Annotated in this window: 21 protein-coding genes and 1 tRNA gene; 11 read left to right on the forward strand and 11 right to left on the reverse strand. The window is 43.3% G+C overall.

All coding sequences use genetic code 11. From position 1 onward, the window contains the following. Nucleotides 1-24: 24 nt before the first annotated feature. From BB427_RS14240 to BB427_RS14265, 7 genes are all read left to right on the forward strand, one after another. Nucleotides 25-993 (forward strand): TauD/TfdA family dioxygenase, encoded by a 969-nt coding sequence (locus BB427_RS14240; RefSeq protein ID WP_069021373.1) that lies wholly within the window; start codon nt 25-27, stop codon nt 991-993. A gap of 81 nt (nt 994-1,074) precedes the next feature. Then, complete coding sequence (locus tag BB427_RS14245) at nt 1,075-2,451, forward strand: serine hydrolase domain-containing protein (protein ID WP_069021375.1); 1,377 nt, start codon at nt 1,075-1,077, stop codon at nt 2,449-2,451. 266 nt (nt 2,452-2,717) lie between these two features. After that, nucleotides 2,718-3,278 carry a YcjF family protein gene (locus tag BB427_RS14250; RefSeq protein ID WP_010607109.1) on the forward strand — a complete coding sequence of 187 codons (561 nt, stop codon included), beginning with the start codon at nt 2,718-2,720 and terminating at the stop codon, nt 3,276-3,278. An 80-nt stretch (nt 3,279-3,358) separates the two neighbouring features. Next, on the forward strand, nt 3,359-3,535 hold the full coding sequence (locus BB427_RS24510) for a hypothetical protein (protein ID WP_017217212.1): 177 nt from the start codon (nt 3,359-3,361) through the stop codon (nt 3,533-3,535). A 155-nt stretch (nt 3,536-3,690) separates the two neighbouring features. Continuing rightward, the gene (locus BB427_RS14255) at nt 3,691-5,352 is read left to right on the forward strand and encodes a cyclic peptide export ABC transporter (protein WP_069021376.1); all 1,662 of its coding nucleotides are present in this window, start codon (nt 3,691-3,693) and stop codon (nt 5,350-5,352) included. Beyond that, nucleotides 5,349-6,428, forward strand: a complete 1,080-nt coding sequence (locus tag BB427_RS14260) for a prohibitin family protein (protein WP_069021378.1) — start codon at nt 5,349-5,351, stop codon at nt 6,426-6,428. Before BB427_RS14255 ends, BB427_RS14260 begins: the two co-directional genes overlap by 4 nt. A gap of 68 nt (nt 6,429-6,496) precedes the next feature. Continuing rightward, nucleotides 6,497-7,558 (forward strand): DUF6765 family protein, encoded by a 1,062-nt coding sequence (locus tag BB427_RS14265; protein WP_069021380.1) that lies wholly within the window; start codon nt 6,497-6,499, stop codon nt 7,556-7,558. 43 nt (nt 7,559-7,601) lie between these two features. Here BB427_RS14265 and BB427_RS14270 read toward each other — a convergent pair whose 3' ends face one another. The 9 genes from BB427_RS14270 to cutA all read right to left on the reverse strand — a co-directional run bounded on the left by BB427_RS14270 (nt 7,602) and on the right by cutA (nt 15,125). After that, nucleotides 7,602-8,348, reverse strand: a complete 747-nt coding sequence (locus tag BB427_RS14270) for a hypothetical protein (RefSeq protein ID WP_069021381.1) — start codon at nt 8,346-8,348, stop codon at nt 7,602-7,604. A 340-nt stretch (nt 8,349-8,688) separates the two neighbouring features. After that, a complete protein-coding gene (locus tag BB427_RS14275) occupies nt 8,689-9,339 on the reverse strand; it encodes a hypothetical protein (protein ID WP_069021383.1) in 651 nt (216 codons plus the stop codon). Beyond that, nucleotides 9,340-9,546, reverse strand: a complete 207-nt coding sequence (locus BB427_RS14280) for a hypothetical protein (protein WP_069021385.1) — start codon at nt 9,544-9,546, stop codon at nt 9,340-9,342. 223 nt (nt 9,547-9,769) lie between these two features. Next, nucleotides 9,770-9,846: transfer RNA gene (locus tag BB427_RS14285), tRNA-Ile, on the reverse strand. A gap of 608 nt (nt 9,847-10,454) precedes the next feature. After that, nucleotides 10,455-11,801, reverse strand: a complete 1,347-nt coding sequence (gene accC / locus BB427_RS14290; protein WP_069021387.1) for an acetyl-CoA carboxylase biotin carboxylase subunit — start codon at nt 11,799-11,801, stop codon at nt 10,455-10,457. Between the two features lie 20 nt (nt 11,802-11,821). Beyond that, nucleotides 11,822-12,286, reverse strand: coding sequence for an acetyl-CoA carboxylase biotin carboxyl carrier protein (gene accB, locus BB427_RS14295; RefSeq protein WP_069021388.1), 465 nt, complete (start codon nt 12,284-12,286; stop codon nt 11,822-11,824). 19 nt (nt 12,287-12,305) lie between these two features. Beyond that, the gene (gene aroQ, locus BB427_RS14300; protein ID WP_069021390.1) at nt 12,306-12,767 is read right to left on the reverse strand and encodes a type II 3-dehydroquinate dehydratase; all 462 of its coding nucleotides are present in this window, start codon (nt 12,765-12,767) and stop codon (nt 12,306-12,308) included. A gap of 196 nt (nt 12,768-12,963) precedes the next feature. Continuing rightward, complete coding sequence (locus BB427_RS14305) at nt 12,964-14,805, reverse strand: protein-disulfide reductase DsbD (RefSeq protein WP_069021392.1); 1,842 nt, start codon at nt 14,803-14,805, stop codon at nt 12,964-12,966. Further along, nucleotides 14,805-15,125, reverse strand: coding sequence for a divalent-cation tolerance protein CutA (gene cutA, locus BB427_RS14310; protein WP_069021394.1), 321 nt, complete (start codon nt 15,123-15,125; stop codon nt 14,805-14,807). The genes BB427_RS14305 and cutA overlap by 1 nt, the downstream gene beginning before the upstream one ends. Before the next feature lie 129 nt (nt 15,126-15,254). Between cutA and BB427_RS14315 the strand changes: the two genes are divergently transcribed. From BB427_RS14315 to BB427_RS14330, 4 genes are all read left to right on the forward strand, one after another. Further along, complete coding sequence (locus tag BB427_RS14315; RefSeq protein WP_069021396.1) at nt 15,255-15,767, forward strand: FxsA family protein; 513 nt, start codon at nt 15,255-15,257, stop codon at nt 15,765-15,767. A 156-nt stretch (nt 15,768-15,923) separates the two neighbouring features. Then, nucleotides 15,924-16,211 carry a co-chaperone GroES gene (locus BB427_RS14320; protein WP_010368755.1) on the forward strand — a complete coding sequence of 96 codons (288 nt, stop codon included), beginning with the start codon at nt 15,924-15,926 and terminating at the stop codon, nt 16,209-16,211. Between the two features lie 50 nt (nt 16,212-16,261). After that, entirely contained in the window at nt 16,262-17,908 is a 1,647-nt protein-coding gene (gene groL / locus BB427_RS14325; protein WP_017217202.1) for a chaperonin GroEL, read from the forward strand. A 635-nt stretch (nt 17,909-18,543) separates the two neighbouring features. Beyond that, nucleotides 18,544-19,053, forward strand: a complete 510-nt coding sequence (locus BB427_RS14330; protein ID WP_069021398.1) for a DUF3016 domain-containing protein — start codon at nt 18,544-18,546, stop codon at nt 19,051-19,053. Nucleotides 19,054-19,122: 69 nt separating this feature from the next. Here the strand turns inward: BB427_RS14330 and BB427_RS14335 are convergent, their stop codons facing one another. Next, on the reverse strand, nt 19,123-19,416 hold the full coding sequence (locus BB427_RS14335; RefSeq protein ID WP_045987966.1) for a hypothetical protein: 294 nt from the start codon (nt 19,414-19,416) through the stop codon (nt 19,123-19,125). A gap of 702 nt (nt 19,417-20,118) precedes the next feature. After that, nucleotides 20,119-21,075: a GlxA family transcriptional regulator gene (locus BB427_RS14340; protein ID WP_010368740.1), complete on the reverse strand. Its 957-nt coding sequence runs from the start codon at nt 21,073-21,075 to the stop codon at nt 20,119-20,121. Nucleotides 21,076-21,162 lie beyond the last annotated feature (87 nt).

Consider the following 21,162-nt stretch of genomic DNA (forward strand, 5'->3'; position numbering starts at 1 on the left):
CATACTTTTAAGGATGGGAAAACAATGGATCACGCACTTTCTTTGGAATTGGATCCGACAACGATTGCAGCAGACTCTCGGATACATGACTTATCTGAGGTTAAACAAAGCGGCATGGCATGGGTGAAAAACCACGTTCAAGACGTGAATAACTGGGTTGAGCGAGATGGTTTTGCATTGCTTCGTGGCTTAAATATTGTGAGCACGAATCAGTTTAGCGCCATACTTGAGACCTTGTTTGGTGAGCGCTTAAGCCAGTATGTGTATCGCTCTTCGCCACGAACGGCACTGAACAACAATATTTACACCACCACGGAATATCATGCCGATCAAGTGATCCTGCAGCATAACGAAAATGCTTACTCCAATGTTTGGCCGATGCGAATGGGCTTTTTTTGTGTGATCCCAGCAACCACGGGTGGGTGCACACCACTTGCCGACAGCCGTGAAGTATATCGTCGTATTCCCAGTGAATTAAGAGACAAGTTTGAGCGTTTAGGTGTGCAGTACGTGCGCAATTACGGTGATATCGACCTACCTTGGCAAGAGGTTTTTCAGACCGAGAGTAAAGCCGAGGTTGAGCAATATTGTCGAAAAAATGAAATCGAATTTACTTGGCTTGATGATAAAAGGCTACAAACCAAGCAATGGCGTCCGGCGGTCATGCGTCATCCAAAAAGTGGTGAAAAGGTTTGGTTTAATCAAGCTCACTTGTTCCACTGCTCGAGTCTAGATAATCAACTCAGTGCACAAATGCGTGACAGTATCGGCAGCGAATTTTTACCTCGTAACGCCTTTTTTGGTGATGGTAGCGAAATAAGTGACCAAGACATCAAGCTTATCAATCAGGTTTATCAAGACCTCACTTTCGCTTACCCGTGGCAAAGAAACGACATTTTGCTGCTGGATAATATGCTGTTTACTCATGGCAGAGAGGCCTATACAGGCACTCGTAAAGTACTAGTTGGCATGGCAAATATCGCGTCAGCATAACTAGTTGGTACTCATTCCGATGAAAGTCGGGCAACAACATTTGTTAGTGGTTACGTGGTTGGCAATGTAAGGAATGAAAAAATGAAATGGCTAATACAACTACGGCTAAGAATGATGATGCTATTTTGCATCACCTTAGCACTGGCTTCTTGTTTGCAGAAAAAGAGCGTCGCGGATAATCACACTATTATGCCTAATCAATTAGAAATGATAGAGGCGGTGGTGAAAGAATATTGCGATGCCAACCTATTCTTTGGCACGGTTTATATCACCTCGGTTGATAAAGTGGTGTACCAGTCCAACTGCGGACCACAAAACATGCAATATGATGTTGATAACAGCGTTAAGTCCAAGTATCGCATCGGCTCCAATACCAAAGCGTTTTCGGCCGCTATTTTAATGAAGATGTTAGATGGCAAGGACTTACGGCAGGAAACCATTGGCGATCACTTGCCTTGGTACCCAGATAACCAATGTGCGGATGTTTCGCTACATCATTTGCTTACCATGTCGTCTGGGATCAATAACTACAGCGACAACGAAGCCGTATACGATAATTACGGTTGGCGGCCTTATTTATATAATTCGAGTCTAGACCTTAACGGTCCGGAAGATTTTAGTAATCGCTTTTGCACCTGTGGTGCCGAAGCGGGGCAAAGTGGCACACCGTCATTTACGCCCGGCAGTAAGTATGAATACAGCAACTGTAACTACTATCTTATTGGTAATATCATCGAGCAATTAGCGGCCGGAAAACAAGGCAATATCGGTCGTGAGTATTGGTTTGCCAATATCGTTCAAGAGCAAATTCTAAATCCGCTTAGCATGACGGACAGCGGCTCTTACAGTGCGATTGGTGTCTATTCAAATATGACCACAGGTTATATTTATAATCAAAACCAATACTTATCGCTTGCCAATGGCCGTCCACCAGCTACAGGTGGACCTGCACCTTACGAAGACATTTTAGTGAATCCATATAGCAACCCATTAGTGCTGTATTCAGCTGGAGATTTGTATTCCACAGTGGAAGACATGCATAAATGGGATCAAGGCTTGTATGGCACTCAAATCTTAAACGATACCCAGAAACTAGCGGCCTTTGCTCCATACTCTAACACTGGTAGCAGCGACGAGTGTGAATACTATGGCTATGGTTGGTTTGTGACTTATGTCGACCCAAACCAGTACGGCAAAGTGGCAAATTGCCCCGAAAACCCAGCCGATGCAAATCTCAGAATGTATGAAAAATTTTTACAGTACTCTGGTAGTTATCCCTATTCATGGGTGACCAGTTTTACTCGTTTACTGGAACGAGATCAAAGCATCATGGTGTTTAGCAACTATGTGAAAGAGGGGATTGAGTCAGATTGTATCGCCAAGGAGATCCGCAACATTATCTTCTATAGTGATAAACACCGTACTGAGCAATGCCAGCAAGATTTGAATCAGGCATAACGCGGTAGGGAAAAATACCGAGCTTTCGCGCTCGGTTAAACAAATTAATAGAACGCCTGCAGTAGGTGGCAACGTTTCGCTCAGTTGTATTTGTGACACTGTGCAAATCCTTGGTTGTTCTTAGGTTTACTTCTTCATCATGGATGAAGGCGGTAAAACTCAGAGTTGAATAAGTGCAGCTTGTTTGATTTTGGGTACTAGGGCAAGTGCCAATATGGTGCTTGATGAGTTCGACAACTGTTTAAATAAATCATAGAGGATGAATTATGGCAGTGACAAAAACAGCGAAGGATGACAAGGCGAGCGACGCTCCAGAACAACAGGAATCACAACTTGTTGCTGATGAAGACAGAGCAGCCGTTGCTCAGCTGATTGTCGACAAATACACAAAATGGTCGTTTGGCTCTGGGTTTATTCCCGTTCCTGCGGTTGATTTAGTGGCGTTGACAGGGATCCAAATGAAGATGATAGGCGAAGTAGCAAAAGTCTATGGTCAATCATATGGTGACAACAAGCTGCGTGGCACAGTAAGCGCATTGATCGGCGGCTCTTTTCCACAAACCTTAGGGGGCGCGGGACTAAGCAGCTTTTTGAAGGCGGTTCCTGTACTTGGCACGTTAAGCGCAATCGCATTTATGCCAGTTGTGTCTGCGGCATCAACACACGCAGTAGGCGCAACTTTTGTTCGACACTTTGAAAATGGCGGCACGCTGATAGACCTGAATCTAGCAAGTATGAAAGGGGATATCGCAGACATCGCAGCTAAGTATCGTGCAAATAAAGGGAATGCGGACGCAACAGCTACAGCGGAAAAAGCCACAGTATAACCGATACTGGCTGACATAAACCGGCAGGCAACTGCTGGTTTATTCTTCGCACCAAATTTATCAACAACTTGGAGAAAATTATGCTTATCGCTTTATATTTAGTGTTATGCATTTTAACTGGTTATTGGGGACGAAACACCTTTGCCGGACCTGTGGGCTTCTTTTTAATTTCGTTGATGTTTACGCCTATTGTTGGCTTGATCATTTTACTAGTTGGGCAAAAGCGCAAGCCCACAGAGGTGAATGACGAGGAATGAGATCTTACATTGCCGGTAAAACTGGGCGATTTATAAATATAACTTAATGTTTTAATGCAATATTTATTTAAATCCAACAGGCAGTTTTGATTTTTAGGGACTATGCTAAGTAGCATGCGCGGGCGGTAGCCCAATAACAATAAAAGATAATAACAATGGTATTGTACGAATTAATTCGCCGACATATTCAGATAAAGAAAAGGACCTTTATTGCACTGGGGTGCATTTCTGGTTTGGCCAACGCGTTGGTGCTTGCGCTTATCAACAACGTAGCTGCCAATATCTCTGATATTAATAAAGAAAATCATATTCTTTACTACTTGGTGCTATTTACACTGACGATTGCAATATATGGTTGCACTCAGCAAAGATTGATGACTAAAGCCGCGCAAATGGTGGAGCGTGCTATAGATAAATTGAGAGTCGATCTGTTTGAAAGCATTCGTCATACCGAGCTGTCAACGCTAGAGAAAATTGGTAAAGAGCGGATCTTTAATACCATCAGCAAAGAACTACAGACCATATCTCAGTCGGCGCAGCTGTTTGTGATCATAGGTCAATCCATCAGTTTGGTGTTTTTCACATCTCTTTATATTGCCTGGCACTCTTTTGTGGCTTTTATGGTTATCTCGACACTGATTTTGGTCGGAGCCAGTATTCACCGATTACGCGCCAATGAAATCCAGCGCAACATGCGCATTTCTTTTGAAAGCGAAAACCAGCTTATTCAACGCTTATCTGACTTGCTCGATGGCTTTAAAGAAGTAAAGCTCAGTGAGCCAAGAGCGGAAGATTTAGAACATGAGTACCGCCGTGATTCGAATCGTGCAAGGCGTGCAAAAACCAAAACCCAAACCTTGTTTGCGACCGACTTTATTCTGTCGCAAATCACCTTTTTCGCAGCGACAGGCGCTATGGTGTTTATCGTCCCTATGCTCTCTGACGTGTATACCGATGTGGTCATTAAAGTTACCACCGCATCGCTATTTTTAATCGGCCCTATTACCAGTATTGTTGGTGGGATCCCTGTGTTCACCACCGCAACAGAGGCGGCGCAAAACGTCTTAGCATTGGAACGCGATTTAAAAAATGTCCAAGATGAGCAAGAGACTAAACGACCTGAACCGAGTGAAAGCCTAACTTCATTTAGTGCCATCACCTTAGCGGGGGCGTTTTATCAACATCAGAAAAAATCGAGCGATCGTCCGTTTGCCGTGGGGCCGGTGGATATCACCTTTGAGCAAGGAAAAACCACTTTTATTACCGGTGGTAATGGTAGCGGTAAAACAACGTTTATACGGATGTTGACTGGCCTTTATGAATTACAGAGCGGACAAATTCTTTTGAATGGCAAAGCGGTTACGGAAGATAATCGCCTTGCTTATCGAAGCCTATTCACAGCCGTTTTTGCGGATTTTCATTTGTTCCAGCAGCTCTATGGTATTCGTGATTTGAGTACTGAAGAAATCGACGAATGGTTGGACTTTTTAGAGATGCGCGCCAAAGTGGGTATTCAAAATGGGGCGTTTAGCACCATAGATTTATCATCAGGTCAGCGCAAGCGCTTAGCGCTTTTGAGTACCATTTTAGAAAATCGTCCTATTTACATCTTTGATGAGTGGGCGGCAGATCAAGATCCTATCTTTAGGCGAAAATTCTACGAACAAGTGTTACCTCGTTTAAAAGCGCGTGGTAACACCATTATTGCCATCACCCATGACGACGCCTACTTCCATTTGGCCGATGTGCACTTAAAAATGGAGGAAGGTCAGTTGTTAGCACACCACGACAGTGAAAGTAATGGAGTACCATCATGAACATTAATATTTCAGGGGATTTTGCCTTACTCGTCGCCGGCGGCTTAATACTGGCACTGATCCTATCTAATTTGCTCATGCGGGTGTTAAAGCGTTACAAGCCCAAGTGGCATAAGCGTATTTTGTCTTGGCGTTTTCGCGCTGGTGTAACGTTACTTATTCTACTGTTTATTGCCGTTGCATTGGTCAAAATCATTTTTATCAAGGTAGACTCAGGTCAAGTTGGAGTACTGTGGAAGCGCATTGGCGGTGGTACGTTCGTAGAACATCCATTTTATGAGGGCACGGTGCTAGTTTATCCTTGGGATACATTGACGATTTATTCGAGCCGATTCCAAACCGCGACTACTCAGGTACATGCGATCACCTCTGAGGGCCTGCGGATCCAGCTTGATATCACCGTACGTTACCGTCCTGTAGTGGAGCATATTCCCTATCTACATAAATTAGTTGGAGAGGATTATTTAGATGAAATGGTGATCCCTGAGGTTGCCTCTGCGGTGCGCATGATTGTATCTGACTATACCGCGGAGCAAGTCTATGGTCATCAGCGTCTAGAAGTTCAGGCTCGGCTATTGAATACGGTGTTAAAGGAGCTACAGCTGCAAGAAAAAACAATTCTTGAGCAAGAGAAAAGCACGATGCAAGGGCATAACTTAGTGAACCTTGACGATATGCTTATTCGGCAGGTGGATGTGCCAGATAAAGTACATAACGCAATTATTTCCAAAGTGAATCAGATGTACTTAAATCAAGAGTATGAAATGCGTTTAGAAGTAGCCAAAAAAGAAGCAGAACGAAAAAAAACCGAAGCGCAGGGGATAGCCGACTTTCAAGAAACGGTGAGTGGTGGGATCTCTGAAACTTATCTAAGATGGCGCGGCATAGAAGCAACCATAGAACTGGCGAAGTCTAATAACGCAAAAGTGGTGGTAATAGGCAGTGGTAAAGATGGCCTACCATTGATCTTAAATACGGAGGGCAGCACATCCGCTTTGCCTGCCTCGGTTAACCCAAATGCTACGGATCCACAAAGCCAAGAGCCACAAACGCCTAATGCGACTAAATCTAAGTAAGGAATAGTTACATTTTCAGTGTCACGGACTACACTGTGGCGATAAAGGAAAAGAGAAGGACAACGAAAATGCAAATTGATTTACATCATGGCATGACGTGGGTGGTCGCACGCGCGGCGGGATTCACCGACCAAGAGGCTGAAATTATTGCTCACGCGGCACAATACGTAGATGATGCAACAAACTATGGTCACATCAAGTTTGATAACGGTGCTGCTTATGAGCGCATCGCAACCGCTCATAAAATGCTCGATTATAAAAACCTAGACAGCTTAAAGAATATGAAAGTGTGGGTACCTTTTCATTTCCTACCGGGTAATGGCGGTTTACCTGCTGGGCAAAATCCGTCGGGCACCTTTATTCAAAAGCTAGTGTGTAAGCCACATTCCCATGTAGCAAAAGATATGGTCGCTGAGTGTATTGCAGATAAGCATAGACCTTATGGACTGCACCGCCTTGGTATCACCTCTCATGTCTTTATTGATACTTGGGGCCACCAGGGATTTGCTGGCATACAGCATGAAGTCAATGAAGTGACTGAAATAATGGACTTGAATGGTGAAGCAGAAGAGACTTGGCGCGAGCGAATAAGCGAATACTTTTCTGGTGTTTTTCAAGATGATATTCCAAGTTTAGGACATGGGCAGGCGCTTTCTCACCCTGATCAGCCTCATCAGCAGTGGAGTTACTTCAACGGATTGGGCGAAAAAGTAGTGCGAGATAATCCAAGCGATTTTCTAATCGCAGCCGATGAGCTTTGCAAGGTCTATCAAGACTATCGAGGCGAGGCTACAAGTGGCTTGAGTGAGTCATTAAAGCAAGAAATAGCGCAGTGCTTTGCTGAATTTGATATGGATGATGGTGAAGAACGTCATCAACTGTGGCTTGATGCCATCGAAGCTAACCGATTTGGGCTTGGAAGTTATACCCTAACTTACATTGCCAAAGGTGAGGGGTCGTGGAAACACCAAGCGCTAGGAACAACCCGTGCTAAAGGTGACGACGATAGCTATTCATTTCGCAGTGAATTCTTAACTTCTAACTGGAAGTATTTTCACGATGCAGCTAAAAAACATCGCCTCTGTATCATTGATGATATTCTGCCCAAATACGGAATTTGTGTGAGCTAAACTTCAGTAAAGTAAGTGCAGCTAGGCTGCACTATTCTTGTGTTTAAAATAGCTCGGAAGAAAGCTCACGGGATTGTGAGTTTTGGTTTATATGCCAAGTTTCGACAAGGCGAGTCGTACCACCCGAGTTTTTACAAATTAATTCCGTCACCAGCACTTTATAAAAACCACTGTATTTAGCCTCACCGACAACATTCAAGACATCACTATAAAATCCACCTTGATGTCTTTCATTGAAAAATTCTGGGTTACCACTGACGTAGTTGGTTTTACGGCACTGGCCTTGGTGCGAGTTGTTATTAATATTAATCAAGCCGGTATATTGAACATCCGCAAAATACCCTGGGCCATTGCTCGGTGTTTGCCAATCAGCCACTGTGATTTCACTGTGCCATACAACGGTGGGAGCCTTGGGTATCTTGTGATAAACAACCGCCTCTTCACCTAAGGGTAAGGTGCAGCTGAGTTTAACCGACTTTTCTGTCAGCTTATGCTCCGCAGGCAGTGGGCCAGAAATAAAGGGCGCGTTGAATGTGAGAGGAGCAATCAAATCGCCGGTTTGTGTATTAACCACTTCAAATTGATGGCACTCATCCGCCGCTAAGCCGCCCGTGAGCGCATTAAAGTACTCAGTTGTGCCTGCACGAGCTGAGATAAAATCAACAGGTGCGCCCTGATACTGTGAATGATCTCCCGCACCATCCTGATCATAAAATACCTGAGTAGCCAAAACAGAAGTTGAACTACAAGCCAATGCCATCGCAAGTAGTCGAGTGTTGAATGTAACCATATATTTTTCCTTTACAGTTGTGTTTGTTTTTTATTCAGTCTCAATATAAGGTAAATGTAACTTCATGCAACTTTTGGATTTTTCTGGTTTTGGCAACTATCTATTTACTGCAATCGCTATCTGTATTGGTACGTGATGTGGATATAAATACTTAGAGTTTAGCCAACGTTAGATGAATGGAGTTCAAGTGGGTCGAGGTTCGAGTCATCTGAAGCTTTGGGACAATAAAGGTAGTCTAAATGCAATGAAGTCAATTTTGACCGAGTTGTCGAAGGAGGAGAAGTTGTGGCGAATAGCTTTATTTTATAAAAGGATGACAGCTGGAGGAGAATAGGCTAGCTTAAAGTTGTTTGAACCAAGAGTTGGCTTTCCTTGGTTCAAAATACCCTAAAATACAGTTTGGATTGATTATGCATAGCTGTATGTGATTTCTTTCTCGAAAACCTGCACCATCATATAAGTGGGAGCCTTCAGGAAACATACCTCGAACAGAATCAATGAAATTAGGATGTTTTTGGATTTTTCTTTTATTTTCAGGAGCCGAATGATTCGTTAATTTCAGGTCTTCAGCGATAAGGTCATTATTTAATTGCTGTAAGCGTAGCATTACTTTGCAATCAAGTTCGCGGACGTAGGTGATATCTTCAGAGATAACTCGATTTTTTGGTAGCGGCTTACCAACTTTGTCGAGTTCATTTTTTAGTATTTGGTAGGTAGTTGCGACTTTGTTGATATCTTGGCTATCCAGAAGATCGACACAATGTCCTAGCTTGATAAATGCTCCAATAACAGTAGGGTTGTCAATGCTGTCTTTATTTTTAGCCCAATCTAGAGCTCTCTCGTAATCATTTTCCCAAAAGTATATACCATGACCTAACCAGTCATAGTCATTTTCACTTTTGGCGATCGAGGAACCGTTCTTGATGACTTCATCAAAGATTTTTTGGTCACATCCGTGAAAACCAACAACTACACCAGGAGATATATACATCTAGGCCGAAATTTTATCTAGCAGTTCACCCTGTGCGTCTAAAATACCAGCTCTTTGTAAGGAGTCTGTAATAGCATCTACAGAAATGTTAGTGGCCACAGTTGAAGCCTGAGGGTGGCTGACAGTGCGACGCACTCTGTGTCCCCGACGAGTTCTTGGGTTTAGTTCTTTAGCTCGTGACTCTAGTTCCGCCTGTAAATCAAACATTGCTTACCTTCAAAAAATATTTACTACTTTTCATTCTACCCTAATTGACGATATCGTCAATTTACCACAATACATTGAAAGTTTATGGTACTTGTTATGTCACCTTTGCTTATAGCTTTTTTCAATGAGCAAGCTTATGTATGCTCAGCATATTACATGTTTTAAGAGAGATAGTACCGAGTGAATTCGGTTAGTAGTTAATAACGTGGAAGAGTAAGAAAAATGGTGGCCCCACCTGGACTCGAACCAGGGACCTAACGATTATGAGTCGTGCGCTCTAACCAACTGAGCTATAGGGCCATTTTGTGTTGTAAGTGCTCATTAAATTCATCCATGAAGCAATATCCTGTCGGCGTCCTGCCTCCATCTCATCAAGCTGCGAAGCGGTGCTTCGGTCTTGATTCGCCCAACTGAGCTATAGGGCCATTTTGTATTTTTGCGCGTTATATTCGTCCATGAAGCTTGGTTCCGGTCTCGGATTCAACGCTCAGGGTCGCTGCGCTAATATCCCTTTGCTTCCTCGACGTAAACTTTCTTTGAAAGTTTACCCAACTGAGCTATAGGGGTGTTTGCTGTAGTAATTTAAAGGTAAATCACTGAAAGCGCAGGCAGTATAAAAATTTTTAACAGGCTTGTCACTATTAAAACGTGAAAAAGTCGGGGCGAATGGATTGATTGCTCAATAATAAGACAATGTTGTAGCGGTGAGGGTGTTGCGCTGTGCGGATCATTAAAATGGCGAGGTAAGTATTAGTCTGGTTTTACAGTGTAAAAAATAGAGTCACTTAAAATTCGGGTTGGATTTTTGCTGTAAACACAAGATGAGCAAGCAGTAACATTTGCTGGAAGTAGGGCAGAGATAAAAGAAGCCGGCAATTGGCCGGCCTCTTTTAGGAGAACGAATTAGGTTATTGGTGCATGCCTAGTTTTTTCTCTAGGTAGTGGATATTTGTGCCACCGTTTTGGAAGTTCTCGTCTGACAAGATCTTCTTGTGCAGCGGGGTATTGGTTTTAATCCCGTCAATCACTAGCTCATTCAGTGCGTTTTTAGCACGAGCGATCGCAACATCACGGTTCTCACCATAAGTGATTAACTTACCGATCATCGAGTCGTAATGTGGCGGTACTGTGTAATCAGCGTAAATATGGCTGTCCCAACGGATCCCAAGGCCACCTGCTGGGTGGAAGCGTGTAATTTTACCCGGTGAAGGGATAAAGCTCTCTGGATCTTCTGCGTTAATACGGCACTCGATTGCGTGACCACGGATCACCACGTCTTCTTGTGTGATAGAAAGCGGTTGGCCAGCTGCAATCTTAAGTTGCTCTTTGATTAAGTCTACGCCAGTGACCATTTCTGTTACTGGGTGCTCAACCTGAATACGGGTGTTCATTTCAATGAAGTAGAACTCGCCGTTTTCGTATAAGAATTCAAACGTACCTGCACCACGATAACCAATCTCGATACACGCACGAGTACAGCGATCACCAATGTATTTACGCATTTCTGCTGTGATCCCTGGTGCAGGTGCTTCTTCCACTACTTTTTGGTGACGACGCTGCATTGAACAGTCGCGCTCACCTAGGTGGATTGCATTGCCTTGACCGTCAGCGAGTACTTGAACTTCGATATGGCGTGGGTTTTCTAGGAATTTTTCCATGTAAACCATGCCGTTACCGAAGAACTGCTTCGCTTCTTGTTGTGTTAAGGCGATAGAGTTTGCAAGTTCTTTTTCGTTGCGAACGACACGCATACCACGACCACCGCCGCCGCCTGCCGCTTTGATGATAACTGGGTAGCCAATACGCTTAGCGATCTGCATATTGCGGTCGTTGTCATCAGTCAATGGACCATCAGAACCTGGCACGCAAGGTACGCCTGCTTTTCTCATCGCTTCAATTGCCGATACCTTATCACCCATTAGGCGAATAGTGTCGCCCTTTGGACCGATAAAGATAAAGCCACTTTGCTCAACTTGGTCAGCAAAGTCGGCATTTTCAGAAAGGAAACCGTAACCTGGGTGAATAGCAACCGCGTCTGTGACTTCTGCCGCTGCGATAATACGAGGAATATCAAGGTAGCTTTCGCTTGCCGCAGGTTTTCCGATACAAATGGTTTCATCTGCAAGAAGAACGTGTTTTAGGTCGCGGTCAGCTGTTGAGTGCACAGCAACCGTCTTAATACCTAGCTCCTTGCAGGCACGCAATACGCGAAGTGCAATTTCACCTCGGTTTGCAATGACTACTTTATCTAACATAACGTTGACCTTCTGCGTAATTATTCGATGATGAATAGCGGTTGGTCGAATTCTACTGGCTCACCGTTTTCAACTAGGATTGCTTTCACTACACCAGCTTTGTCTGATTCGATCTGGTTCATCATCTTCATGGCTTCAACGATGCAAAGTGTGTCGCCAACATTTACTTTTGAACCTACTTCAACGTATGCCGCTGCTGTTGGAGAAGAAGCGGTGTAGAAAGTACCAACCATAGGAGACTTAACTTGGTGACCCGCAGGTGTGCTGCTTTCTGCTGGTGCTGCTTCTACTGCTGCAGGAGCCGCCGCTGGTGCTGCTGGTGCAGGTGCCGCTGGAGCTGCCATGTATTGTTGAGGTTGTGCATAAACTGGTGCACTGCTGTGGCGATTGATACGTACTGACTCTTCACCTTCAGTGATTTCTAGCTCTGCAATACCTGATTCTTCTACTAGCTCGATAAGTTTTTTGATCTTGCGAATATCCATACAATGACCCGCCTGTTAGTTAATTTGAGTTATTTTGTTTTCGCAATTGCGCTAACGCTGCATCAAGTGCAGCACGATAGCCCAACGCGCCTAATCCACATATCACGCCTTCCGCCACATCAGAAAAATAAGACTTGTGACGAAATGGCTCTCTGGCGTACACATTGGTGATGTGTACTTCATAAAAAGGGATGTCCACACTAAGTAAAGCGTCTCGAAGGGCAATGCTCGTATGGGTAAATGCGGCGGGATTAATGATAATCGCATCGCATTGTTCATATTGAGCGTGAATAGCTTCGATTAGCTGCGCTTCACTATTACTTTGAATGTGTGACAAGCTGACTTGCTGTGCTTCTGCATATTCAGTTAATGCGTCAACAATTTCGTTGAGAGTCTGCGTGCCGTACTTGTGCGGCTCACGGCGACCTAGCATATTTAAATTAGGGCCGTTTACTAATAAAATCTTTAATTTTGCAGACATATTACGCGAACTTCCTTTAACTAAAGCATTAGCCAAAAATTTAGACTGTATGGCTTGTTAACTTAAGCCGAATTCCAGCAAATAGCAAATATTTCTCCATTTCGTGGAGTATTATAGAGAGTTCGAGGTAAATAGCAGCAAAATACTGGTCTAATCAGAAGGGAAGAGGGGGCAAGTGTGCTTGCCCCTAAAATGGTTACTTTGCGTCCTGCTTGGCCTTTTCTAGATGGGCAGCAAAGTCTTTTGCATCTAAGAAGCCTGTGATGCGGTGTGCTGGCATCTCATTACCTTGGCTATCAAAGATTAAAATAGTCGGTAAACCAAACACCGTAAATGCTTCCATGATCTCTTGGGTGTTGTCATTGGCTTTGGTCAAGTCGAGCTTTAATAGCTCATAATCTTTGAACTGTGCTTGTACTTCAGGTTTCGGGAAAGTGTATTTCTCAAACTCTTTACACGCGACACACCACTCTGCGTATAAATCAACGATAGGCACTTTGCCTTTTGCATTGGCCTCAGCAACGGCGACTTTAAGCGCGGCTAAGTCAGGTAGTAGCTTAAACTTCTGCTCTCCGGTAACGGTCTCGGTTTGAGTCGATGCAGTACTTACAACAGCTGTAGGTGCTGGAAACAAGCTTGTTTTTAATGCATATAAGCCAACGATAAACAGGGTGACCGCAAAGCCCCACAATGTGGTTTTACCTTTGCCTGCCTGTAATTGGCTTTGCCAATAATGCAAGTAGAGTGCTGTCGCTACGGCGAGCCCACCGGCAAGTGAGATAATCACTGTCGCATCGAGTATGCGCTCTAAAAGGATAAGCGGTACGAAGAGCATCACAAAACCAAATAGCGTTTTGACCTGATCCATCCAGCCTCCTGCTTTTGGCAGTAATTTTCCACCTGAGGTACCTAGCAGTAATAGCGGTAGGCCCATGCCCAAGCTAAGGGCATATAGCGTTACCGCGCCCACCACATAATCACCGCTTTGCGCGACAAATAATAGCGCGCCAGAAAGTGGAGCCGTGGTGCAGGGCGATGCAATAAGTCCAGAAAGCACACCCATAATGAATACGCCCCAGTAATTGCCGCCTTTTTGCTTGTTACTGAGCTGAGTGAGTTTATCCATCATGCCGCTAGGCAAACGAATTTCGTAAACCCCAAACATAGATAGCGCGAGTGCGACGAACAATATACTAAAGCTGATAAGTACCGCTGGATGCTGCAAGTAGCCTTGAATTTGGCCACCGAAATACGCAACGACTAACCCAAGTGCAGCGTAAGTGACCGCCATACCTTGCACATAAACAAAAGACAAACTGAAGGCTTTTTTAGTCGAAAGGCCTTGTTGACCGGCGATGAGGCTCGACAAAATTGGGAACATCGGGAATACACAAGGGGTAAACGCAAGGCCAATACCAAGGCCAAAGAACGTCAAAATATTCGCAAGTAAGCTGCGCTGCATTAACTGCTCAGTGAAAGACAAATTATCGTCATCCACAGGCGCGCTTTCGCTTTGAGCTTCTGCTTTTGTCTCAGGTGCTTTTGTTTCAGGAGCTTTTGTTTCAGGAGCTTTGGTTGGTGTGGTCTTTGGCTTTTCTCCTGCAATCGTGCTTAACGGCACTTCTACAATTTCTGGCGGGTAGCAAAGTCCAGCTTCGGCGCAGCCCTGATAGCGTATTTTTACGATTGCACCTTGCTCGATATTACTGAGCTTAGAGATAACAGATAAGTTATTAAAGTAGACTTCAGTGCGACCAAAAAACTCATCTTCAATCATCTCCCCTTTTTCAAGCTGTGGCACTTGGATGTCGGCTTGTTTGGCGATAATTTGAAGATTCTTCTTATATAAGTAATAGCCGTCGGCGATGTCCCAACCTACAAACAAGGTGTTGCCTTGCTGGTCAAAATCGAACTTGAATGCTTCTTTTACTGGTAAAAAAGTCTGTTGTTTAGGAGCCAGTAAGCTGTCTAGCACCGCATTGTTTGCTTGCGCGGGAAACCACATCAGCAATGAGAAAAGAACTACTAAGAGTCGCATTACAATAATACCTCGTCCATCCATTTGAAATAAGCTAAGTTGCCGCTAGTGACGTCCACGACTTGAATTTCTGGGACATCATAACTGTGTAAGTCGCGAATAGCGGTCATCACTTGCTCTAGTTTTTCGGATTTTGTCTTGATTAACAGCTTGGTCTCTTGTGTATGTTCAACCTGACCTTCCCAAACATAAATAGATTCCACTGCCGGGATTAGGTTCACACAAGCTGCAAGTTTTTGCGTTACAAGTTGCGTTGCAATCTTACGCGCTTCTGCAACCGAATCGCATGTAGATAAGACGAGTTTATATCTTACGCCCATTGCCATTTCCATTTTAGGGTTAGTAATGGCATCTTAGCGGATAGCTCCTCTTTTCTAAAGCGTCTTACTTGTATCGCTTGAATTAAGACCTTTGCACCCATATTTATCTTTCGTAGATTTGGAGAAAGTATGTTTAGATTCTTATTTATTTTGTTTATCGCTATTCCGATTATTGAAATTGCTTTGCTGATCCAAGTTAGCGAGGTGATAGGCGGTTTTGCTACCATTGCGCTTGTAATTGGTACCGCCATTTTAGGGGCAAGACTGGTTAAACAGCAGGGTCTTGGCGCTTATGTCAACGTACAGCAACAGATGTCTCGTGGGCAATTGCCTGCACAAGATTTATTTACCGGTTTGTGTGTGATCATTGCCGGTGTGCTATTGATGACGCCTGGGATCATGACTGATGTATTAGGTTTTTTACTGTTAACCCCAGCCGTTAGAAAAAGACTGGCGCAGTCGCTTTTAGCTCATGCCACCGTAAGAGTGCAAACAGGCATGCACTCAGGTCAGTCACCGTTTGCTAATCAATCACGCGACGAGCGTGCGGATCAGCAGGAAGAAATTAGAGATCCATTTAAAAATCAATCGAGTAGAAATTCTTCTACAACGATTGAAGGCGAATACGAAAGAAAAGACTAAATTTTTTTGGTTTTTTCTCTTGGGTTTTAATTTGCCCATCCCCATAAATGAAAGCAATTAAAATTGCGTGTGTTAACCACAACCTGTGGATGTAACACCGCCTTAAAAAAGCATTATTTCTGTCATTGTTCAGAAACTGTTAGGAGAACTATATAAATGAACATTCGTCCTTTACATGATCGCGTCATTGTTAAGCGTCTTGAAGAAGAAACAAAGTCAGCTGGCGGCATTGTGTTAACTGGTTCTGCAGCTGAAAAGTCTTCACGTGGTGAAGTAGTTGCAGTAGGCAACGGCCGCGTGTTGGACAATGGTGAAACTAAAGCACTACAAGTAAAAGCTGGCGACACAGTGTTGTTCGGCTCTTACATCGAAAAAACTGAAAAGATCGAAGGTCAAGAGTACCTGATCATGCGTGAAGATAACATCTTAGGCATCGTAGAATAATTAATACTTTTTAGTTTAATCGACAACAGAATTTAAGAGGAATTTATAACATGGCAGCTAAAGAAGTTCGTTTTGCAGGTGACGCTCGTACAAAAATGCTAAAAGGCGTAAACGTACTAGCAGACGCAGTAAAAGTAACACTAGGTCCTAAAGGCCGTAACGTTGTTTTAGAAAAGTCATTCGGCGCACCAACTATCACTAAAGACGGTGTATCTGTTGCGAAAGAGATCGAGCTTGAAGATAAGTTCGAGAACATGGGCGCACAAATGGTTAAAGAAGTTGCGTCTAAAGCTAATGACGCAGCGGGTGACGGTACTACAACTGCAACTGTTCTTGCGCAAGCTATCGTGAACGAAGGTCTTAAGTCAGTTGCTGCGGGTATGAACCCAATGGACCTTAAGCGTGGTATCGACAAAGCAGTTATCGCTGCTGTTGAAGAGTTAAAAACGCTTTCAGTGCCTTGTTCAGACGCAAAAGCGATTGCACAAGTTGGTACGATTTCAGCTAACTCTGATAAAGAGATTGGTGACATTATTGCAGAAGCAATGGAAAAAGTAGGTCGCGAGTCTGGTGTTATCACTGTAGAAGAAGGCCAATCACTACAGAACGAACTAGATGTAGTTGAAGGTATGCAGTTTGACCGTGGTTACCTTTCTCCGTACTTCATCAACAACGCTGAAAAGGGCCAAGTTGAGCTAGATAACCCACATATCCTTCTAGTAGACAAGAAGATCTCTAACATTCGTGAACTTCTTCCTACACTAGAAGCTGTTGCTAAAACAAGCAAGCCGCTACTAATCATTGCTGAAGACCTTGAAGGTGAAGCGCTGGCAACTCTGGTTGTAAACAACATGCGTGGTATCGTGAAAGTTGCTGCGGTTAAAGCACCTGGCTTTGGTGACCGTCGTAAAGCAATGCTACAAGATATCGCGACACTAACTGGTGGTACGGTTATCTCTGAAGAAATTGGCCTTGAGCTTGAGAAAGCTACGGTTGAAGACTTAGGTACAGCTAAGCGCGTGGTTATCACTAAAGATGATACAACTATCATTGACGGTGCTGGCGAGCAAGAAGCAATCGATGGTCGTGTATCTCAGATCAAAGCACAAATCGAAGAAGCAACTTCTGACTACGACAAAGAGAAACTACAAGAGCGCATGGCAAAACTTGCAGGCGGTGTTGCAGTAATCAAAGTTGGCGCAGCAACTGAAGTTGAAATGAAAGAGAAAAAAGACCGCGTAGAAGATGCACTACACGCAACTCGTGCAGCGGTTGAAGAAGGTGTAGTACCTGGTGGTGGTGTTGCGCTAGTTCGCGTAGCGAGCAAGCTTGAATCGCTAACTGGTGACAACGAAGACCAAAACCACGGTATTAAAGTGGCACTTCGTGCGATGGAAGCGCCACTTCGTCAAATCGTTTCAAACGCAGGTGACGAAGCATCAGTTGTGGTTAACGCAGTTAAAGCTGGCGAAGGTAACTACGGTTACAACGCTGCAACTGGCGAATACAGCGACATGATCGAAATGGGTATCCTAGACCCAACTAAAGTAACGCGTTCTGCACTTCAGTTCGCAGCATCGGTTGCTGGTCTTATGATCACCACTGAAGCGATGGTTGCTGAAATTCCGAAAGAAGAAGCTGCTGGTCCAGATATGGGCGGCATGGGCGGCATGGGTGGCATGGGCGGTATGATGTAAAAACATCATCTCCTAAGCACTACACGCTTTAGAAAAACCCTAACAGTTTGATGTTAGGGTTTTTTTATGTCTGAAATTTGCTAAAGCGTCATCATTTTTGGGGGATAAAGTGGGGGGGATCGATTTAACGCCCATGTGTTGTAAAAAATGTGCTTTGTGCTGTTTCACACAAATAGACTAGTAGCAGCAACATGCTTAGGTGGGCTAACAAACCGATGTATAACAGCCATAAAATCCAACACAATATGATAAAGTAAAATAGGAATACTACCGATACTAAGGCAGTACAAAAAGGAGCTTTTATGACTATTCATTTTAATATCCATTCGGCGTCATTACATTCGTTTGAGAACGATTTACCCTAATTTCGGTCTTACTAACTATAAGCTAACTTGAACGCTAGCAATTGTGATTCCTTAAGAGTGCTTTAACTTTGTTTTTAATAGCTCCGAAAACCTACATTGCTTTTGAGAAAGCACTGATCTAGGGTGGAATAGTATTAGTGAACTTAGTTTTTCATTCAGCTAGCCAACTTTTGTGTACAGCTTTAGGTTGGTTATGTAAATGTAGTCAAATGTCACACTGCGTAAAAGGGTGTGATCTTGCTTTACTTCGCACAATGAAGGAGTAAGGTGATGGTAGAGTTTGAAGGAGATCCAAAGATGAAAACACAAATTGCAATACTTGCTTTATTTATGACTCCCTTGTTTGTCAATGCAGGTGAGGTCGCTGTGACTTGGAAGGACTTTAAAGAGTATCGCGATGTTAGACCAGGAAATGAAACGCGAGGTTCATTTCATAAGCGGGTTGAAAAGCAATTACAGAAGCACCTAGAAGAATTAGCGACTAGATTACCCGAGGGCTACAAGCTCGCCATTACCTTTGATGAGATAGACCTTGCTGGTGATGTTCATTACGGCACTACTGATATTCGGGTGATTAAACCAATCCATTTCCCCCGTTTTGAAATTAGCTATAAGTTAACAGATAAATCTGGTAAAACCATCTCAGAGGAAAATGGCGTGACGTTAAAAGATATGTCGTTCATGGATAGAATCAAAAGAGGCATGGACGAATCTTTTTATTATGAAAAGCGTCTTTTAACTGACTGGTTTGAAGATGACTTGATGAAAAAAGTTAGTTAATTAACCGGCATTAGCCTTGAGATAAGCTTACACGCAGCGGCCAAGCTGCGTGTTTGGTTAACTAGTTGGCTATTTAAATGTAGCCAGTAGCTGTAGTAAGGATTGTAACTTTTTGACAACCAGTGCGAGTTTTTGCTCGTCAATTTCTTCAGTTGTCGATAGGCCTTCAACGTCGGCTGCAACATCCAAAACATACGGTTTAAAGCGTTTTGCTTCAAACGTAAACCCCGCTTCTTCTGTAAATAACGCTTTAAACTTACCGTGACCTTGCTGCTGCAATTCATCGAGTTTTTTATCAGCATCCAGCGCTTGGCGGTATATGATTTTGAGATTTTCATTAAGTTGTTCGATAACGGCTTGCATGGTCATTCCAAACAGATTTTCAAAGCTCCATATTTTAAGGGTTTAGGGATTAAATGTCAGGTAGTAAGTTGGCAATAATTTCCTTAAACCACACTTGGCTTAAATTGTGTCGTGTCTTATCCCAGTTCGCTTAATTAAGTAGTCTATTTTTAAAGCGAGAAAATCTTGTCGATAACCAGACGAAAATTTTGCTATTTAACTTGAATTCGGGATAAGAAGTAAGTTAATTCAATAATTTAAAGGTTGCAGTATCACTCTAGCCAGAAGTTATTTCTAAATAACCTGAGGTTTGGATAAGGAATGAACTAACTAATTGTTTTTAAACACACATTAAATTATCCCCTTATCTAGCCAGAGAGTTTTAAGGATAACTAGACGAATTTACGCACCAATAGCTGGCTATTGGAAGTGAATTCAACGCAGTTAGCGCTAAAGCTGGCTGCTAGAAAGGCATTAATTATCCGCAGCTCAGGTTAAATACAAGGCAAATTTGTGCGTCAATAGCTGGCCTATTGCAAGCAAATTTAACGCAGTAGTAGTAAGGGATAACAACTGCTAGAGAACAAGTTGTTATCCCGAGTTCAGGTTATTTAGTTCTAAATGAGAAATTTTTAACGCAGTTAGCGTCAGATTTACTCCTTCAAATGGAGCCCGTAGTAAGGCTACTTGGTACTAATCTTGAGGTTAGGCTGCGTACCACACTTAATAAAGCATATCTCGTTGTTTCTCAGACAACTCATCGTGATCTTTGAATTGGCTTCTATATTCTTTTGGAGTAAGTCCTGTTATTCGCTTAAATGTCCGCCTAAATTGGCTGTCATCATTATAACCTAAGTTATCGCTCACGACGTTGATTGTTTGTGATGTCAAAACTAAGAGCTCGCAGGCGCGATTAATCTTGATTTGCTCTATTAATTTTAGAACGGTCATGTTGAGCAGCGTCTTGACTCTTCTTGCTAGTGTTCGCTCAGTTAAGTTCAAATGGTCTGCAAGGTTTGATACAGATAGGTCGCATGCGAGTGTCTTATCAACCCAATGAAATACTTTTTTCAATAACGGATCGTCAAGATAAACCAGATCCAAGTGCCTAAAGGGCAAATAGTCTAAATGTGGTCGAGGTAGTACTAAAAATTTGAATACATCTCGCGCAACACTTTCTTCGAATTTATGTCGCATAAGATTATGGAATATTTGTAAATAGCCATTGGCGCCAGAAGTTGTGGCGTCACCATCAGGGTGATAAATACACGCTAAATGATTATTCCATTTTACTTTAGAAAAGCGTGAAGCCGCTTGATCCGTTAACCACCATGTAATCGTGGCTTTCGTTTGATTTAAGCGCCCAGACTCCGCGTGTAATGCGACGCCGGTGCAATATGACCAAACTTGCGTTTCGCTTGGTAACTTTTTTAGCTCGTTAATTAATCGCCCATAGGTAATAGGCAAGCAATGGAGATCAGTACTTCCCCAAAAGCCAGGTAATAATATCGCGTCGTATTGATAGTCATTGATAACGTTATCGACGTTGAGCTTGATGTTGTGTGCGCATGTGACTTCAGTTTTCTCTAAGCCTACCCAAGATACCTCAAATGCGGGTTGAGATAGCCGGTTATTAACGGTCTCTAATAAGTCTAAAAAGTAAAATAATCCTGCAGGCATGCAATGTGGGTATAAAAAAAGCCCAATCCTTATCATTGTCAGAAACTGTCCGTATTTGGTCCAATTATGCAATGATACCACGTTTAC

It is taken from the genome of Pseudoalteromonas sp. BMB (genome assembly GCF_001709235.1).
Lineage (GTDB): Bacteria > Pseudomonadota > Gammaproteobacteria > Enterobacterales > Alteromonadaceae > Pseudoalteromonas > Pseudoalteromonas maricaloris.

Coding starts and splice junctions, on each gene's coding strand:
- BB427_RS14240 (WP_069021373.1), top strand. CDS start 25: ATGGATCACGCACTTTCTTTGGAATTGGATCCGACAACGATTGCAGCA.
- BB427_RS14245 (WP_069021375.1), top strand. CDS start 1,075: ATGAAATGGCTAATACAACTACGGCTAAGAATGATGATGCTATTTTGC.
- BB427_RS14250 (WP_010607109.1), top strand. CDS start 2,718: ATGGCAGTGACAAAAACAGCGAAGGATGACAAGGCGAGCGACGCTCCA.
- BB427_RS24510 (WP_017217212.1), top strand. CDS start 3,359: ATGCTTATCGCTTTATATTTAGTGTTATGCATTTTAACTGGTTATTGG.
- BB427_RS14255 (WP_069021376.1), top strand. CDS start 3,691: ATGGTATTGTACGAATTAATTCGCCGACATATTCAGATAAAGAAAAGG.
- BB427_RS14260 (WP_069021378.1), top strand. CDS start 5,349: ATGAACATTAATATTTCAGGGGATTTTGCCTTACTCGTCGCCGGCGGC.
- BB427_RS14265 (WP_069021380.1), top strand. CDS start 6,497: ATGCAAATTGATTTACATCATGGCATGACGTGGGTGGTCGCACGCGCG.
- BB427_RS14270 (WP_069021381.1), bottom strand. CDS start 8,348: ATGGTTACATTCAACACTCGACTACTTGCGATGGCATTGGCTTGTAGT.
- BB427_RS14275 (WP_069021383.1), bottom strand. CDS start 9,339: ATGTATATATCTCCTGGTGTAGTTGTTGGTTTTCACGGATGTGACCAA.
- BB427_RS14280 (WP_069021385.1), bottom strand. CDS start 9,546: ATGTTTGATTTACAGGCGGAACTAGAGTCACGAGCTAAAGAACTAAAC.
- accC (WP_069021387.1), bottom strand. CDS start 11,801: ATGTTAGATAAAGTAGTCATTGCAAACCGAGGTGAAATTGCACTTCGC.
- accB (WP_069021388.1), bottom strand. CDS start 12,286: ATGGATATTCGCAAGATCAAAAAACTTATCGAGCTAGTAGAAGAATCA.
- aroQ (WP_069021390.1), bottom strand. CDS start 12,767: ATGTCTGCAAAATTAAAGATTTTATTAGTAAACGGCCCTAATTTAAAT.
- BB427_RS14305 (WP_069021392.1), bottom strand. CDS start 14,805: ATGCGACTCTTAGTAGTTCTTTTCTCATTGCTGATGTGGTTTCCCGCG.
- cutA (WP_069021394.1), bottom strand. CDS start 15,125: ATGGGCGTAAGATATAAACTCGTCTTATCTACATGCGATTCGGTTGCA.
- BB427_RS14315 (WP_069021396.1), top strand. CDS start 15,255: ATGTTTAGATTCTTATTTATTTTGTTTATCGCTATTCCGATTATTGAA.
- BB427_RS14320 (WP_010368755.1), top strand. CDS start 15,924: ATGAACATTCGTCCTTTACATGATCGCGTCATTGTTAAGCGTCTTGAA.
- groL (WP_017217202.1), top strand. CDS start 16,262: ATGGCAGCTAAAGAAGTTCGTTTTGCAGGTGACGCTCGTACAAAAATG.
- BB427_RS14330 (WP_069021398.1), top strand. CDS start 18,544: ATGGTAGAGTTTGAAGGAGATCCAAAGATGAAAACACAAATTGCAATA.
- BB427_RS14335 (WP_045987966.1), bottom strand. CDS start 19,416: ATGCAAGCCGTTATCGAACAACTTAATGAAAATCTCAAAATCATATAC.
- BB427_RS14340 (WP_010368740.1), bottom strand. CDS start 21,075: ATGCCTGCAGGATTATTTTACTTTTTAGACTTATTAGAGACCGTTAAT.